11 protein-coding genes are annotated in these 15,652 nt (G+C 58.1%); all 11 read left to right on the top strand.

All coding sequences use genetic code 11. The features are described 5' to 3' along the window. Positions 1-97: 97 nt before the first annotated feature. The gene (locus AYM40_RS25205; protein ID WP_082855289.1) at positions 98-1,279 is read left to right on the top strand and encodes a polysaccharide biosynthesis/export family protein; all 1,182 of its coding nucleotides are present in this window, start codon (positions 98-100) and stop codon (positions 1,277-1,279) included. Continuing rightward, the gene (locus AYM40_RS25210; protein WP_236721078.1) at positions 1,276-3,516 is read left to right on the top strand and encodes a polysaccharide biosynthesis tyrosine autokinase; all 2,241 of its coding nucleotides are present in this window, start codon (positions 1,276-1,278) and stop codon (positions 3,514-3,516) included. The genes AYM40_RS25205 and AYM40_RS25210 overlap by 4 nt, the downstream gene beginning before the upstream one ends. Next, positions 3,503-4,732, top strand: a complete 1,230-nt coding sequence (locus AYM40_RS25215; protein WP_063498925.1) for a hypothetical protein — start codon at positions 3,503-3,505, stop codon at positions 4,730-4,732. Before AYM40_RS25210 ends, AYM40_RS25215 begins: the two co-directional genes overlap by 14 nt. Positions 4,733-4,928: 196 nt before the next feature. Further along, entirely contained in the window at positions 4,929-5,747 is an 819-nt protein-coding gene (locus AYM40_RS25220) for a glycosyltransferase (RefSeq protein ID WP_420488516.1), read from the top strand. A gap of 3 nt (positions 5,748-5,750) precedes the next feature. Next, positions 5,751-6,836 (top strand): glycosyltransferase family 4 protein, encoded by a 1,086-nt coding sequence (locus AYM40_RS25225; protein ID WP_082855290.1) that lies wholly within the window; start codon positions 5,751-5,753, stop codon positions 6,834-6,836. 45 nt (positions 6,837-6,881) lie between these two features. Next, positions 6,882-7,709 (top strand): glycosyltransferase family 2 protein, encoded by an 828-nt coding sequence (locus AYM40_RS25230; RefSeq protein WP_063498927.1) that lies wholly within the window; start codon positions 6,882-6,884, stop codon positions 7,707-7,709. A gap of 26 nt (positions 7,710-7,735) precedes the next feature. Then, complete coding sequence (locus tag AYM40_RS25235) at positions 7,736-10,075, top strand: DUF4838 domain-containing protein (protein ID WP_063498928.1); 2,340 nt, start codon at positions 7,736-7,738, stop codon at positions 10,073-10,075. Beyond that, the gene (locus tag AYM40_RS25240) at positions 10,072-11,316 is read left to right on the top strand and encodes a glycosyltransferase (protein WP_063498929.1); all 1,245 of its coding nucleotides are present in this window, start codon (positions 10,072-10,074) and stop codon (positions 11,314-11,316) included. The genes AYM40_RS25235 and AYM40_RS25240 overlap by 4 nt, the downstream gene beginning before the upstream one ends. A 373-nt stretch (positions 11,317-11,689) precedes the next feature. After that, on the top strand, positions 11,690-13,150 hold the full coding sequence (locus AYM40_RS25245) for a lipopolysaccharide biosynthesis protein (RefSeq protein WP_063498930.1): 1,461 nt from the start codon (positions 11,690-11,692) through the stop codon (positions 13,148-13,150). A gap of 43 nt (positions 13,151-13,193) precedes the next feature. Next, positions 13,194-14,504, top strand: coding sequence for a polysaccharide pyruvyl transferase family protein (locus tag AYM40_RS25250; RefSeq protein ID WP_063498931.1), 1,311 nt, complete (start codon positions 13,194-13,196; stop codon positions 14,502-14,504). A gap of 99 nt (positions 14,505-14,603) precedes the next feature. Then, complete coding sequence (locus tag AYM40_RS25255) at positions 14,604-15,635, top strand: nitroreductase family protein (RefSeq protein ID WP_063498932.1); 1,032 nt, start codon at positions 14,604-14,606, stop codon at positions 15,633-15,635. Positions 15,636-15,652: the final 17 nt, after the last annotated feature.

Genomic DNA, 15,652 nt, shown 5'->3' on the forward strand with positions numbered 1-15,652 from the left:
CCAACAGAAAAGACGTCAACGAAGACAACCGGAAGGCAGGAAGATCTGCACCAGTCGGTAAATCAGAAGAAGAGCAGTTAGTCCGAGGGAGTATTTGATGGAACAGGATCAAAACAGTACAAGGGAAGCTTTGAGAAAAGCGCATCTGCGGCGGCGTATCCGCATCGTCAGCTCCGTAGCGTTGACGTTCGGTCTGTCGGCTTGCGCAATGGCGCCAGGGATGAGGATGCCCGAGATGGTGCCTTTAGCGGTTCCTGGCGGCGACGGTGCGAGCGCGGCGAAGCAACTTCCCGTTCCGGTACGGGAAATTAACATCTCGCTGCTTCGAGCGCAGCGAGAAACGCCGGAGGGGGCGGCCACCGCCGACCTCACGGCCCTCATGGACGAGCCGCCCGCCCCATATCTGATCGGCCCTGGTGATGTGCTGCAGATCACTGTTTGGGATCATCCGGAACTGGCGCCTGCCGAATCCGGATCGGCACAGGGCGCGGGCGCGCAACGTGCTGCGGATCCCGCGGCAGGCTTCGTGGTGAGCGGCGATGGCGACGTACAGTTCCCGTACATCGGCAAATTAAAGGTGGCTGGGCTGACAACCGAAGATGCGCAAGATGTTGTCATGAGGGCGCTCACCATTTTCAAAAAGCCACAAGTAACCGTTCGAGTTGCGTCATTTCGAAGCAAGCAGGTCTACGTCGACGGCGAAGTGCATACGCCCGGTGTACAGCCGATCAACGACGTCCCGATGACCCTTTATGAGGCGCTCAATCGGGCCGGCGGCTTGCTGCCGACCGCCGATGAAAGCCGGCTGGATCTGATCCGCGACGGGAAGTCTTATCCCATTGATCTGACCGCAATGCTCGAGCGAAACATTAGCGGTTCGCAGATCCTGCTGAGGGATCGCGACGTACTGCGCGTGACTTCACGCGACCAGAACGGCGCTTACGTCATGGGTGAGGTGAACAAGCCGATATTCGCTACTCCGCAGCATGATGGCAAGTTGACGTTAGGTGACGCGCTAGCGCAAGCCGGCAGCCTGAATAGCAGCAGCGGGGATGCAGCGCAGATCTTTGTGATTCGCGGCTCGTCTTCGGCTACACCGGAGGTGTATCGCCTGAACGCCGCTTCGCCGGTAGCAATGGTTGTCGCCAATCAGTTTCAGTTGCAGCCGAAGGACGTGGTCTACATAGATGGCAACGGTCTTGTGCGGTTTAGCCGTGTCCTCAGTTTGCTGTTGCCTGGGATCAATGCAGGTATGACCGGGGCGGTAGTCACAAAATGAACAAACTCTTTAACCCCGAACAGACCCCCCACGCACCAATGAGTTCTCCGGTGCTCCAGTTGCATGAAACAAGTTCCGGTGTGGCAGAACCCTCACTGTCCGAGTACGTTTTGGTTGTTCTGCATAACTGGAAAACGATCATAGCGATCGCCACGGTGATTCTTGCCATCGGCGTTAGCTATGCGATATTTTCAACACCCGTTTATCAAGCGGACGCCTTGATTCAGGTGGAGGATCCGACCTCGAGCGCGAAGGAGCCGTTTGGGGATCTCGCTGCCTTGTTCGATACCACCGCGACCGCGGCGGCTGAAACTCAGCTGATACTTTCCCGACTCGTGATACAGAAAACGGTACGGCAACAGCACCTGGATATCGATGCCGTGCCGAATTATTTCCCCTTACTTGGCGAATTCATTGCACGTCATGCCACGCCGGGCAAGCTGGTCGCGCCTTGGCTCGGCATGCGTCGATTTTCGTGGGGTGGTGCAAGCATCGATGTCAGCCAATTTGAGCTGCCGTATGGCACCGATTTCACGCTGATCGCTGGTAGGGCAAACGGCTACCAGCTTTTGGACCACGACAATGATGTTATCGCCAAGTGCGTGGTCGGCACACTTTGCTCAGGAATGCTAGAGGGTCTGCCATTCACGATGCAAGTCGACAATTTTATCGCTAATGAAGGGACCCGATTTTCATTGAAGCGTTCAAGCGAGCTTGACACGATTGCACGCTTGCAGGACGAGCTCAATGTGGAGGAGAAGACCAAGCAGTCCGGCATCATCAGCGTAACGCTCGATGGCAAGGACAGCGGCAAGATCACGCAGATCGTGAACGGCATTGGACGTAACTATGTCGCGCAGAACGTCAAGCGAAAAAGAGATGAGGTTCAGTCGACCCTGGATTTTCTCGCGAAGCAGCTACCTGCCCTGAAGGCAAAGCTGGAAGCCTCAGAGAGTGCGTATAACGAATTCCGGAACAGGAAAGGAACGGTCGATCTGAGCGAGGAAAGTCGGTTGCTGCTGTCACAGCTCGTCGACTCGAGAGCGAAGCAGATGGAGTTGGAGCAGAAGCGCACTGAGTTGCAACAGCGCTTCTCGGATGATCACCCTGCGGTAGCGGCACTTACCGACAACATTGCAGCGTTCGCCGCTGAACAAAGGAACCTCGGCGACCGGGTCCAGGGGTTGCCGAATACCGAGCAAGAGGCGCTCAGGCTGCTTCGGGACGTCCGTGTCGATACGCAGCTATACACCAATCTGCTTGATACCTCGCAACAGTTAAGCGTGATGGAGGCCGGCCAGGTCGGGAACGTCCGTGTGGTGGACTGGGCGATGCAACCGGACAAGCCGGTCAAACCGAAGAAGCTGATTGTCGTTGGAATCTCTCTGATCCTCGGGCTTGTTCTTGGAGTGGCGGTTCCGTTCATTCGCCGCGCGTTGGACGTCCGCATCGAACACACCGACCAGATCGAACAGATTCTGTCCGCGCCAGTGTATTCGGTCGTGCCGCATAGCGATCGGCAGCCTGGCATAGAGCGGCTGCTGCGCAAGGGAGGTATTGGGAAATTCCTGCTGGCCGGCGTTGCTCGCAACGACGTGGCGATTGAGGCGCTTCGAAGCCTGCAGACTGCGTTGCACCTTGGTGCCATCAATGCGGAGAACAACATCATTCTTATAACGGGCTCGAGCCCAGAAAGCGGTAAGTCCTTTCTTTCGGTCAATCTGGCGGCGGTTCTGGCTGCGGGCGGCAAGCGCGTGCTATTGATAGACGCTGATCTAAGAAGGGGCAATGTCCACGCTTGCTTTGGCAAGAACGTCGCGCCAGGTCTTTCGGATGTAATGCTGGGCGAGGCCGGCGATGCATCCATCCATCGTGAGGTTTTGCCGCGGCTCGACTTGCTGGCCAGAGGCAGCAAGACGGCGCATCCGGCGGAGATTCTTATGAATGGCCGTTTGAAAGCGTTGCTGGGCACATTATCGACGCAGTATGACGCGGTGATCGTCGACACCCCGCCTGTGCTGGCTGTGACGGACGCGATCCTGATCGCGCCGCACGCCGGAACGGTTCTGATGGCTGTACGCCACGGCAGGCAGACGGCCAGCGAGATCGCTGAGGCTGCGCGGCGCATACGTAATTCCGACATCGTAATTCGAGGAGCCGTGCTCACGGACGTCCCGCAGGGCAGGTTTGGATACGGCGGCTACGGAACGGGGTACTACGCGTATGAAGGCCGCTAGTTACATTGGCCGGGGGAAGTACATCGCGCCGCTCGGACTGAGCGGTGGCTTGTCTCCCCGTGCGGACAGCTTTCAGCTTGTCTGCGGTCTTCTGGCGCTTTCGATTCAGTTTGTACAGATCGGTGGCGCCCAACTGGGCCAGCTTTGGGCGGTGACCTTGATTCCATTGTTACTGGTCAAGCGATCCATTTCGGTGCGGGCACATGAGGCGCTGGCGTTCTCACTTTTCATCGGTGTTGCTCTTTTGCTGACGGAGTTCAGCGGCTATCCACGAATCAAGGAGATCGATCAGATTATCAAATTTGTCGTGGTCTATCCTGTCTTCTACCTGCTGGGACGGTACTTCGGGCGCCGTTACCTGAGCGCGGAGTTGCCTTTCGGCTACGTCAGTTTGTTCGGTTTCCTGTTATTCCAGATCTTGCTCCAGCAGCTTGATGTCCCCGTGTTGTATCAGACAGTCGATTTCGCGCAGGGCGCACTCCACGGTTCATTCAAGGAACGCAACTGGCTAGCTGCAACCTTTTTCTTCATGAGTTATATGCTGTTTTTACAGTCGGAACGAAGGGTGTCCGATGTCGCATGGTTCCTTGGCGTTGGTGTTGCTGTTGCCCTGCTCAGTGAGTCAAAGACTGTCCTGATACCTTGCGGCATTGTGCTGCTTACGCAAATCAAAGGACGCAATATTCTCAAGGTGCTCGCGATCTCCGCCGGTGCAATTCTGTACTACTACCGTTTTAGCCACGAACTGTCAGGTGATCTGCTACGGGTTCGCCTGGAGGAGGAGCGTGGTCTTGCTTTCGTGACGAGTATTGCACTCGTCACGAAAGACTGGCTCGGTTACGGATTCGGCTTTGTTGAGAGCTACTTCGCGACCTCTCCCATTACCGTCAAAGGGCTTGGGGAGGGGACCAACTCGGTATTTTGCGCACCTCTCGACCTAATGCTGATAGCGGGAATACCGGGAGTTATCGCGTGGCTGGTGTTTTTTTGCGGTCTGGGCCACGGCTGGCGAACCATGTTGTGCCTGGCGCCGCTTGCTGCCTGGTCCGTTGTGAACCCTATGCACCAAAGCGAGATGGCTTATCTGTTTGCGGGTTATCTGGTGTCATGGGGACGCGGCATGGTGGTCGTCGACCGGCTTGCGGGGCGATCTGGCAAGGCGCGCTGGAAAGCGCGTCCCCCGGGATCAGGGCAAATCTACTCGGAGATGAGATGAAATTCTCACTGATTATGGCGACACTGGGCCGTAGTGATGAGAGCGAGACCTCCTACCTGTTCCGTGGCGTCCTGGCTTCTTTTGCGGTGTCTGCGAGCCTGAGTCGGCGCCCCGGCATCACCCCCGGTCACCAGGTTTTTCATTCTCGTCGCCAGTCTTCGTCACGGGGCTATTTCCTATGAAATTTTCGCTCATCATGGCAACGATCGGACGCAGCGACGAGATCGTGCGCCTGTTCGATTCCATCGTGCTTCAGGACTATTCGGATTTCGAAGTGATCGTCGTAGATCAGAACCCGGATGACCGGGTCGTGAAGATCGTTGACAAGTACAGTGACCAGTTTCATATCGTCTACCTCAGGTCTGAAAAGGGGAAGTCTCGTGCACTGAATGTCGGCTTGAAAGCGGTGACTGGATCAATCGTCGCGTTTCCGGACGATGATTGCTGGTACAGGCCCGGCACGCTGAGGTACATTGCAGATCAGTTCGCAGCCAATCCCGACATCGAAGGCCTGACGGGCAACAGCATCGACGCTAACGGCACACCCTCACAAGGCCGCTGGGCGCGCCACTCGCAGGATGTCGACCGGTTCAACATCTGGATATGCGCGACGGCATACACGATTTTCCTGCGTTGCAGCGCAGTGGAGGCGACGGGGGGGTTCGACGTCGAACTCGGTGTAGGAACCAGTTCGCGCTGGGGATCGGGAGAGGAAGTCGATTTCCTGTTGCGGGTTCTGGATCGCGGGTACCGTGTGCGTTATGAAGTCGACTTTCGGGTCAACCACCCAGAGCCGCTTGCTGTACTGGACGAAAAAGCATTTCATCGTGGTCGCCGTTACAACCGCGGATTTGGCCGCGTATTGAGGCTCAACCGGTATCCCGCGCATTACGTGGCCTACATGGTTGCCCGCCCCGTCGCTGGGTGCTTGCTTTCGTGCATTCGATATCGTCCGGCGCAAGCCCGCTACTACTGGATTGCCGCTTCCCAACGTCTTCTTGGTTGGATGGACTGAACCATGAACGTCGCCGAAGCGCGCCATCAGACGCCGGCATCCCCGGCGCTTCAACGCAAACCGCTGGTCGTGCACACCGATATGCGTTGGCCGATCGGCACGGGTATCTACAACGTCATGGAGGCGTACGTCTCCCGGGCGCCATCGAAAGTCAAGATCGAGTCGCTGCCTGTTGCGGGTGGAGTCGCGCGCCCATTGACGCCTCTCGCGTTGACCCGTGCGCTGCGCGCGCATTCTCCGCGTGACGGGGTGTTCTGGAATCCTGGGTTTGTGCCGCCGGTACCGTCGCTACGCGAGCATTGCCCGTCCGTGGTCACGGTTCATGACCTGACCCATCGTCATTTCTACAGCCGCGCACACCGGACCTATTACGACTACGTGTTCCGTTTGTTTTACCGCCGGTGCGCTGCGGTCGTTTGCGTTTCCGAATTCACCCGGAGCGAGTTTCTCGCGTGGTCGGGCATGCCATCGGATCGGGTTCACGTGATCGTCAACGGGGTCGACCCTGTCTACGCGCGAAATCGCGAGACGCTCGATTATCCCTTTCCCTACGTTCTGTACCCGGGCAACCGACGCTCGTACAAAAACCTGAATCGGCTGATCGAGGCCTTCAGTGCCAGCGGGTTGGCGCAGGCAGGCGTTCGTTTGTTGCTCACGGGCGACCGCGACCAGTCCATCGTCGATCATTCGCGCCAATGCGGATGTGACGGGTCAATTGTGTTCACGGGCGTGTTGCCGAATGAAGCGATGCCGAAGCTATATCGAGGCGCGCTCTTTGTTGCATTCGTGTCCCTGTACGAGGGATTCGGGCTGCCCATCCTTGAGGCGATGGCCTCGGGTGTGCCGGTGCTGACTTCGAATCTGTCGGCGATGCCCGAAGTGGCGGGGCAGGCAGCGGTTCTCGTCGATCCGTTGTCGGTGCAAGCCATCGCGACGGCAATGAAGCAGCTCGGTCAGGACCGTGTGTGGCGTGACGAACTGATCGCGCGTGGATACGAGCGCGTTCGGTGCTTCGACTGGGACGCGTCGGCGGCCGCGCTTTGGGCGCTTGTCGAAGACGTTGGCACATCGGGCAGCAGATCGTTCTAGCTATACCAGCGGAACAAACAAAAACATACGAATCGGGGTGAAACGGTGAACACACAAGGACGCCTGAACGTCATCATCGTCAACTATGGTACGCCGGAGTTGACGCAAGCCTGCGTAGCATCGTTGCTTGAACTGGAGGTCGCGCTTCCGGAAGATGTCGTCGTGGTCGATAACGCATCGCCGGACGACTCGTACGCCCGGTTCCGCGCCAGCCTCCCCGCGGGCATACGCCTGCTTCGGGCGGCGTGTAATCGGGGTTTCGGGTCGGGCGTGAATTTCGGCATGGCGGCTTGTCGGCGAGACTACGTGCTGGTGGTCAATCCCGATACGCGATTCACAGAGAATCGACTTTCGGCGGTCCTCGAGTTGCTCGACACGCGGACCGAGGCCGGTTTGGTCGGTCTCGACCTGCAATACCCTGACGGGCGGCGTCAGTATTCGGCGCGCCGCTTCTACAGTTGGCTCGACATCCTTGGGCGGCGGACGGCGCTTGGCCGCATGGCGCCCTTCAGGGCCCGTCTGGCGCATCACCTGATGGTCGAAGCATGGGGGGGTGACGGCGCCTTCGACGCCGAATGGGTGATGGGTACCGGCTTCGTTGTGCGCCGTGAGATGTACGAGGCGCTTGGAGGCATGGACGAGGCGTATTTCCTTTACATGGAGGACGTCGATCTGTGCGCACGCACTTGGCAGGCGGGGTACCGGGTCTTGTGCATGCCCGGGGTGACGCTGGTTCACCTGCATCAGCGGCAATCGGCGGCAGGTCCCATGTCGGGGGCTGGCCGGCATCATTTGCGCAGCCTGCTGCGGTTCCGGCGTAAATTCCATGTGCCGTTCTCGCTTCCGCCTGGCATCTCGGGGATTTCGCGTTGAATGCGCTAAGTCGATTCGGGTTGCGGATGTGGAGGCTCACCATTCTGGCGGTGTTCGCATCCGTTTACATTTACGTGGTCGCCGGCTGCGCGGCGCCGCGCGCGCAAGTTGCGGGAACTGCCGCGCTGCCCGCCCGCCAGGCCTTCGCCACGCTCGCCGACAATGGCCAGGCGCATTATGTGATTCGCGCCGGGGCGGTCGATGCTGTGACGCGACACGCGGCGGACGAGCTTGCGGACTATTTGTCCCGCATCTCGAATGCGCGGTTTGTGGTTTTGGAGGATGGCGCGAGTGATCTGCCGGTGATCGTCGTCGGCGGCCAGGGCGCCGTGCAACATTGCACTGCAGGACGCGAGGCTGCGCTCGGGGACGACGGCTTTGTTATCTGCCAATGGTCAGGGGACCTTGTCATCGCGGGCAATACGCCGCGCGGCACGTTGTTTGGGGTGTATTGGTGGCTGGACCGGCAACTCGGGGTCAAATGGCTCGCGCCGGATGCAGTAGAGGTTCCGGTCAAGCGTACGTTGCGGGTTTCGACCGCTGGCATCCGCCAGAAGCCGCGCTTTGCCTACCGGGAAGTGCTCAGCGCCGAAGGGGAGGACAAGGCGTTTCGCGCACATAACCTGCTGAACGGCGAATCGCATGGTACGTCATTCCGGCCGTCGCCCTCGGGAATCGATATGTGGGATCACAGCTGGCTGGCCCGTGGCGGTGACTTCGACTTTTGGACACTCGTGCCACGCTCGCGTTACGGGGCGACGCATCCCGACTGGTTTGGAGGGGGGCAGCTCGCGATGATGTCGCCGGACGTGCGGCGCGTCATGGCGCAGGAGATCGTTCAACGACTGCAGACACCGAACGCCCCTAAGAAAATCTGGTTCGGTATCCACGATATGGACTGGGGGTGGGACATGGATGCGTCGAGTCGCGCCTTTGTTGACGCCCACGGTGGTGCGCCCTCGGCCGCATTTCTCGATATGGTCGGTGACGTGGCGTCACGCGTGCGGCAGTCGGTTCCGGATGCGCGGGTTGCCATGCCGGCCTATCACTGGGGCTTTGCGCCGCCCGAAGGCATGACCGTGCCGGATGACGTCCTTGTGTATCCGATGACGATTCAGGTCGATTACAGTTCCGCATTGAACGAAGGGCGAAACGCGTCGCTCGGTCAGGGCATTCGACGCTGGAACGAGATCGCCCGTCACGTGCTGGTCTGGGACCACATTGTCAATTTTGGTGGCTACCTGCAACCCACCCCTAATCTTTACCCAATCGGCCGCAGCATCGCGTGGTTGGCGACGCTTCCGCATGTCGAAGGCTACTTCGGCGAAGGTGACTGGCAATCGCGTGGCGGCGAGTTTTCGAGCCTGCGGGTCTGGCTCATCGCGCGCCAGCTCTGGTCGCCCTCGGAGGATGTACGGGCGCTGGTGCGGGAATATTGCAACGCCTATTACGGCGCGGCCGGCCCGGCCATCACCCGCTATATCGACAGAATGCATGAGGCCGTGCGTGTCACCGGCGACGTGTTGGCGGAGCAGACGCCGATCGATGCCCCCATGTACACCTATGGATTCGTTCGGCAATCCGATCAGGACTTCGACTCGGCCGAGCGTGCGGTGGCCGATGACCCGACGAAGCTTGCCCGGGTCCGCCAGGCACGCATGCCGCTCGATGTCGTCATCCTCGCGCTGCGCGCGCGCTACGCTGAGCGCGCGCGGGAAGGTGGTTGGGACATGGACATTCCGGTGCGCAAGGCCCGTCTGCTCGCCGCGCTGGCTGTTGAGCACACGACGAAATACCGGCAAAGCGGAGACCTGAGTGCGCTTCGGGATTTGCTGGATGTAGCGTGGCATCCGTCGGCGGCGCCGGCCATTGTCTCGGCGCTGACCACGGCCGACTGGCAGGAAATCGGTGCGCTCAAGTTGAACCTCTACGATAGCGCGCGCGTGGTGACGGACACCGAGGCAGCGCATGGCGGCGCGGTGTCGTTGCGCGGGGATTCGGAGGCTTGGGCCGTCCAGCTCAAATTCGACAAATTGCCGCGTGGGGGCAACTGGGATCTGTTCGCCGAGGTCCGTGTGCCGGACGCGACGCTCGCACCACCTGCCGCAGCGATTCGCGTCGGCGCCTATCCACCGATGACGCGCCGGATCGACACGCCTGTCCGCGCGCTGCCCGGATCGGCCTATGGCTGGTTGCCGGTCCCCGGCGGGCCATTTTCATACGGCACCGACCATGAACGCGGCGCTTACGTCCACGGGGTTGGCTTCGCAAAAGGGCAAACCTTGTTGATCGATCGCTTTGTCGCCATTCGTCACGATGCGGCCACCGCCGCCACTTCAGCCATGCTCAATGGGACTGCGCCATGAAAGTCGCCATCGTTTCTCCGATCCCTCTTTTTCCGCTCAACGCGGGCAATCGAAGCCGCGTCCTGAATCTCGCCCGGGCGATCCGCTCGTTGGGCCACGAGGTGCATTTCGCTTATCTCGAAACCCGCCAACCTGAGGGCATCGACATCGAGGCGCACCGCGATGAGTTCGGGATCGCGGGCGTAACGGTCCTGCGACGCACGGGGGCTGCACTGTGGACCTACCGGGCCAAGCGCGTCGCCTGGCTGCTACGGCGCACCGCAGCTCGCGTGTTGGTTCGTCGCGAGGCGTATTACACCGGCCTCGACGAACTGTTCAGTGCTACGTTTTCGAGCCAGTTGCGCCGCTTGCAAGGCGAGCGCGGATTCGATGCCGTGTTCGTCGAGTACGTTTTTTACTCGCGTGCGCTTGATGCGTTTCCTGACTCCGTGATCAAGGTGCTCGATACACACGACATCTTTGCAGACAGGCACGTACCCTTCATCGGACGTCCAGGCGCAATGAACTACATGTTCTCGATTTCTCCAAGCCGCGAGGAGGACGGCCTCCGGCGCGCACATGTCGTGCTGGCGATTCAATCGGATGAAGGCGCGGCCTTGTCCGAGCGCCTCGCTGACGAGGGGCAAGGTCCGGAAGTGGCGGTGCTCAGTCATCTGCTCGAGACGATTCCGGGTATTGATAGCCGGCTCCACCCCGATGCGGCATTTCTTGGCAGTAACAATCAGCCTAATCGTGACGCGTTGGCGTACTTCATGAACGACGTGTTGCCGCGCATTACGGCCGAGGTGCCGCAATTTCGGCTACATCTGTTGGGCGGGATCGCCGGTGCGGTGGATGATCATCCCAACCTGATCAGGCGTGGACCGGTGAAGGATTTGGCCGAAGCGTTCGCGTCGGCGCCCATTTCGATCAATCCGATGTTGCTTGGCACTGGCATCAACATCAAGCTGCTCGAGAGCATGCAGTATGGCTTGCCGGTGGTGACAACCCGGCTTGGTGCCCGCGGTCTGTCGTCTAACTGCCTGCGCGGCGTGACAGTCGTGGGCGATCGCGACGCACAGGGCTTTGCCGATGCGGTAGTGAAGCTGGTACGGGATGCTAACCGTCGAGCGGCGGAGGGTGCGGCCGCGCGCGATTCCGCGCGTGTGTGGCATGAGATGCAACTTCAGGTGTTGCGACGCACGTTGGACGGGACTTCCGAGCCGATACGGTTTGGGGAATGTGTCGTATCGGGAGTCTGAGCGGATCCCGGCGATAGCGGAGTGGCCGGGCGGGACAGATTGATTAGTCCGTTTGCTGGATGGTCTCGTGCGCGGAGGTGCTGAGTGTCGGGGTGATTTTCCCCTTCCTCGCATTGCTCGCGGACCCCGAATGGCTACCCTTTGCATTTTGTGCTGTATTTGCTTGTACGACCGATGACGGGTTGTATCTTGTCGTTCCTTAAGGGCGATACGTCGCGGGCGCTATTACTGGGTCGCGGCAACGCAACACATGCTTGGTTCGGCCGATAGGGGATAGATATGCAAGGCATAAGCGATGCGCATTGAACTGCCAGTTGACAGGGCAACCAGAAGAGTTGGCGGAGAGAGGGAATCTTATTTTGGGTGAGAGAAAATGACCGATAATCTTGGTCGGAAGGTATTGTCTGGTTTGCTTTGGTCGACTATTCAGAGCTGGGGCGGAAAGCTGGCAACGCTGGCGTTGTTCGCGATCCTTGCGAGGTTGCTTGATTCACATTCGTTCGGTGTGTTCGCGTCGGCGATGGCGGTCCTTGCGTTTGTGACCATTTTCGTCGATCAAGGATTGAGTGAAGCAATCGTTCAGCGGCCATCGGTAACACCGCAACTTCTGAACACGGCATTCTTCGTCAATCTCGTGCTTTCAGTTCTGGTGTTTGCGGTGTTGTGGGTGACTTCGCCGTTCATTGCGAAGTACATGAAAATCCTTGAACTTACCAATATCCTGCGAGCCGCAAGTGTTTGCGTCCTGCTGACCGCGCTGGGTTTCAGCCAGCAGGCTATGCAGAGAAGAAATTTCCACTACCGATGGCTCGCCATATGCTCGGTCTCGTCAACCATCGTTTCGGGAGTCTGCGGAACGATACTGGCGTTTTCCGGATATGGCGCCTGGAGCCTGGTCATACAGATTTTAATAAATGCACTAATGAATTCTGCATTGCTATGGGTTCGCTCGCAGTGGCGATTCTCATTCGAGTTTGATTTCGCCGGAGTGCGAGGTCTGTTCAGTTATGGAATCAACAAACTTGGTGCGCAACTTCTGGACTTTGGAAACACGCGCTACCTTGAGATATATCTCGCTGTGAACCTTGGGGCAGCAGCACTGGGGTGCTACCTGGTTGGCGTGAAGATCTACCAGGCGCTCATGCAGGCGCTTAGTGGCGCGGTCCTTGACGTGGCCCATAGCGGGTTTTCGCGGATCGCGCATGATAAGGATGAACTTGCGCGCGTGTACTACAAGGCGATCACACTCACAAGCGCAGTTGCTGTGCCGGTGTTTGTCCTGCTGGCATGTGTTGCGCCGGAGGTGACTGTCATAGTTTTTGGAAAGAGATGGGAGTCGAGTGCCGCAATCATGCAGCCGATGGCGCTGCTAGGGGCGGTGCAAGCATTGCAGTTTTACAATGGAACCGTCTACAACGCGTTGGGTAAGCCGTCGATTGGTTTGGTGTTCCTCGTATTCAAGACCATAGTGACATGCTTGGCGCTTGTGCTCACGCATGGTATGGGGCTGCAGTCTGTCGTATGGTGGTACGCGTTCGGACAGATCATTACAGCGCCCCCAAGCTTCATTTTGGTCCAATTGCTCGTGGGAATCTCGTTGCGTAAGATCGCGATGAGGATCTGGCCATTTCTCGTTGCATGCGCGGTGGCCGCAGGTGGCGTATGGCTGATAAGAGCCGGGGAATGGATCGTGCAGTGGACGCCATTTTTTCGGCTATTATTTCTTTCATCAACAGGATTGCTTATTTATTCGACTATTACTATTCTGTTTGCGAAAAATCACATTGAAGAAGTGATGGCGGTATTTAAGGGGAGAAGGCCGGCCACTTCATAGCAAGAAGGGCGGTTAGTCGTAACAAAAACCGGGTGGAAACAATATGAGTAATGTCCTTAAAATTTCGAGAATTCGCGCTCTGAAGCGCGACGTTACTCTTTGGGCTAAAGTCAAAATCCTGACGTTCAGGTGGCGCCATCGTTCGGCGGTCGCCACGAGCGGAAGAGGCAGCGGGCCGGTCAAGCATTTGCTGATTCTCCCGAGTGACCCGTGGACGCTGGTTGGCGCGAAAGGCGACGAAGCCATGATGCGTGCAGTTGTCGATCAATTGGCAGCCGCGGAGCCCGAATTCAAGGTAACAGTCGCTATTGCGACAGATCAGGCGGCGACAGCGGCGCGGCAATTGGGATTCGAATCAATTTGCGTCTGGAATGAGCCGTGGAATCTTGATGAAACGATGGAGAGACTATTGTCGATTGGTGCGGACACGGTCGTCGTGTTGGGCGCGGACGTGCTGGATGGATACTACTCTCCACTCACAGCTGCGCGTCTGTTAGCGACCGCCGACCTGCTCGTAAGACACGGCTTGAGGGGGGCACTGCTTGGGTTCAGCTTTAACAACGCACCCTATCACCAGCTAAAGAAGGTGTTTGACGGACTTTGCGACAGGCTGGTGATCAACGTGCGTGACGGCGTCTCTCTTGGTCGGTTCAGGAAGTTTAGCTCGGCGCACGCACGACTGGTTACTGATTCGGCGTTCATGCTGCGTGCGGACGAGGCGTCTTGCCGGGTGGCGGCCGTTGCGGAGTGGGTTCGGACACGTCGTGCGAATGGGGACAAGGTGATTGGATTTAACATCCATCCCTCTCTTATTCGTCACGCAGACCGCGCTCAGGTAACGGAGCTGGTTAAAGTGACTGCCATGGCGCTGGAAAATCTGACCCTGTCGCACCAGGTAAGTCTTCTTCTTATTTCCCATGACTACAGGGAAATAGGCGGAGACGACCTGTGCCTTGCGCCGATATATTCCGAACTCGAAAAGAGATTGAAGGAGCGGGTGTTTTATCCCCGTGACAGGATGTCTGCCGCAGAGTTGAAAGGCGTAGCGGGTTTGGCTGACGGCGTTGTCACCGGGAGGATGCATCTCGCGATCGCGAGTCTTGGTATGGGTGTGCCAGTTGCTGCACTGACCTACCAGGACAAGTTCCAAGGCCTGTTCGAGCACTTCCGGCTTCCAGAGTCGCTGCTACTGGGACCCGAGGATATCGTAAGGCATGAAAAGTTGTCGGCGATGCTACAGAGCTTTGTCACCCAGCTTCCGCAACTGCAGAACGCAGTTGCTCATGCTCTTCCGCACGTGACGCAAGCTGCACGCGCAAACCTCCATGGACTACTGCGAGACCTGCCATCTTAGTCGTTGAAATTCGCTTTAGGCCAATAGTTCCGGTGCAGCAAGCTCGACAGCGATGCCTGTTGCTGACTTTTCTTCGATTGGGTGTTTTTCGACGTGAACATGAACCTCAAAATTATTGGCCGATCGGTATTCACCGCTTTCCCACCGTTGCGCCAAGCCTACTGGCGCCAGAGAAGAAAGATCGGTCTTCTCAAGGCAGCCTTGTACCATATCTACGACGCTTTGCACACATACCGGCATATGCGCTGGGAGTTTACCGCGAGCAATTACTGGAAACTGAGCTCTGAGCTGATATTTCAGTTTCATAAACTTGAGAAGGGTCTCTGCATGCCAGGACCGGCACGGTTCTTTGGTCATGAGCCGGCGTTTGCCACGGTAGGGCTGATCGATCGTTGGCGACAGGCAGGATATCCAACGAGCGATTCAATCTATCTCGGTGCTCTCGAAACAGTGCGGGCCTATCGTCGGCGACTCGACATTACGGCGCCCCCGGAAGATGTTGCGGCGGAACTGGTCGCCAAAATCGACAAATGCCTCCAGGGTACAGAAACGGTAGCGAAATTTGTGACGCCGATGTCGTGTGAGGCGGCTCCGGCGAGTACTTTCGATACGTTGCGAACGCTTTGTGAATCGCGTCGAAGCGTACGTGCGTATGCTGCTGTTCGTGTTTCTATGGACGATGTTAAGGCTGCGATCGCGTTGGCTCAACTCAGTCCGAGCGCTTGCAACCGGCAGCCGTGGCACGTGCATGTCTATGAACAGCGGAGCCAGATCGACGCGCTACTTGCATTGCAAAACGGCAATGCAGGTTTTGGACAGTTGGTCCAGATGCTGTTGGTGATTACGGTCGACAGTCACTCATTTTTCGACGGGTCTGAGCGAAATCAGGCCTTTATTGACGCGGGCCTGTTTTCAATGACGTTGATTCTTGCGCTTCACGCGCGGGGCTTGTCGTCATGTTGCCTGAACTGGTGCGTATCACCGGACAACGACATGGAGGCGCACGAACGAGGGGCGATACCTGGTCAGGAGAGAATCATTATGTATATGGCTGTGGGAGTTCCTGCTGAGAGCAGTGTCGTTCCTAGGTCCGCGAGGCGTGATATGGGTTCCGTCCTCATTCGCCATTGAATTGTTATCGACCCGCC

This window comes from Paraburkholderia phytofirmans OLGA172, assembly GCF_001634365.1.
In the GTDB taxonomy this organism is placed as follows: domain Bacteria; phylum Pseudomonadota; class Gammaproteobacteria; order Burkholderiales; family Burkholderiaceae; genus Paraburkholderia.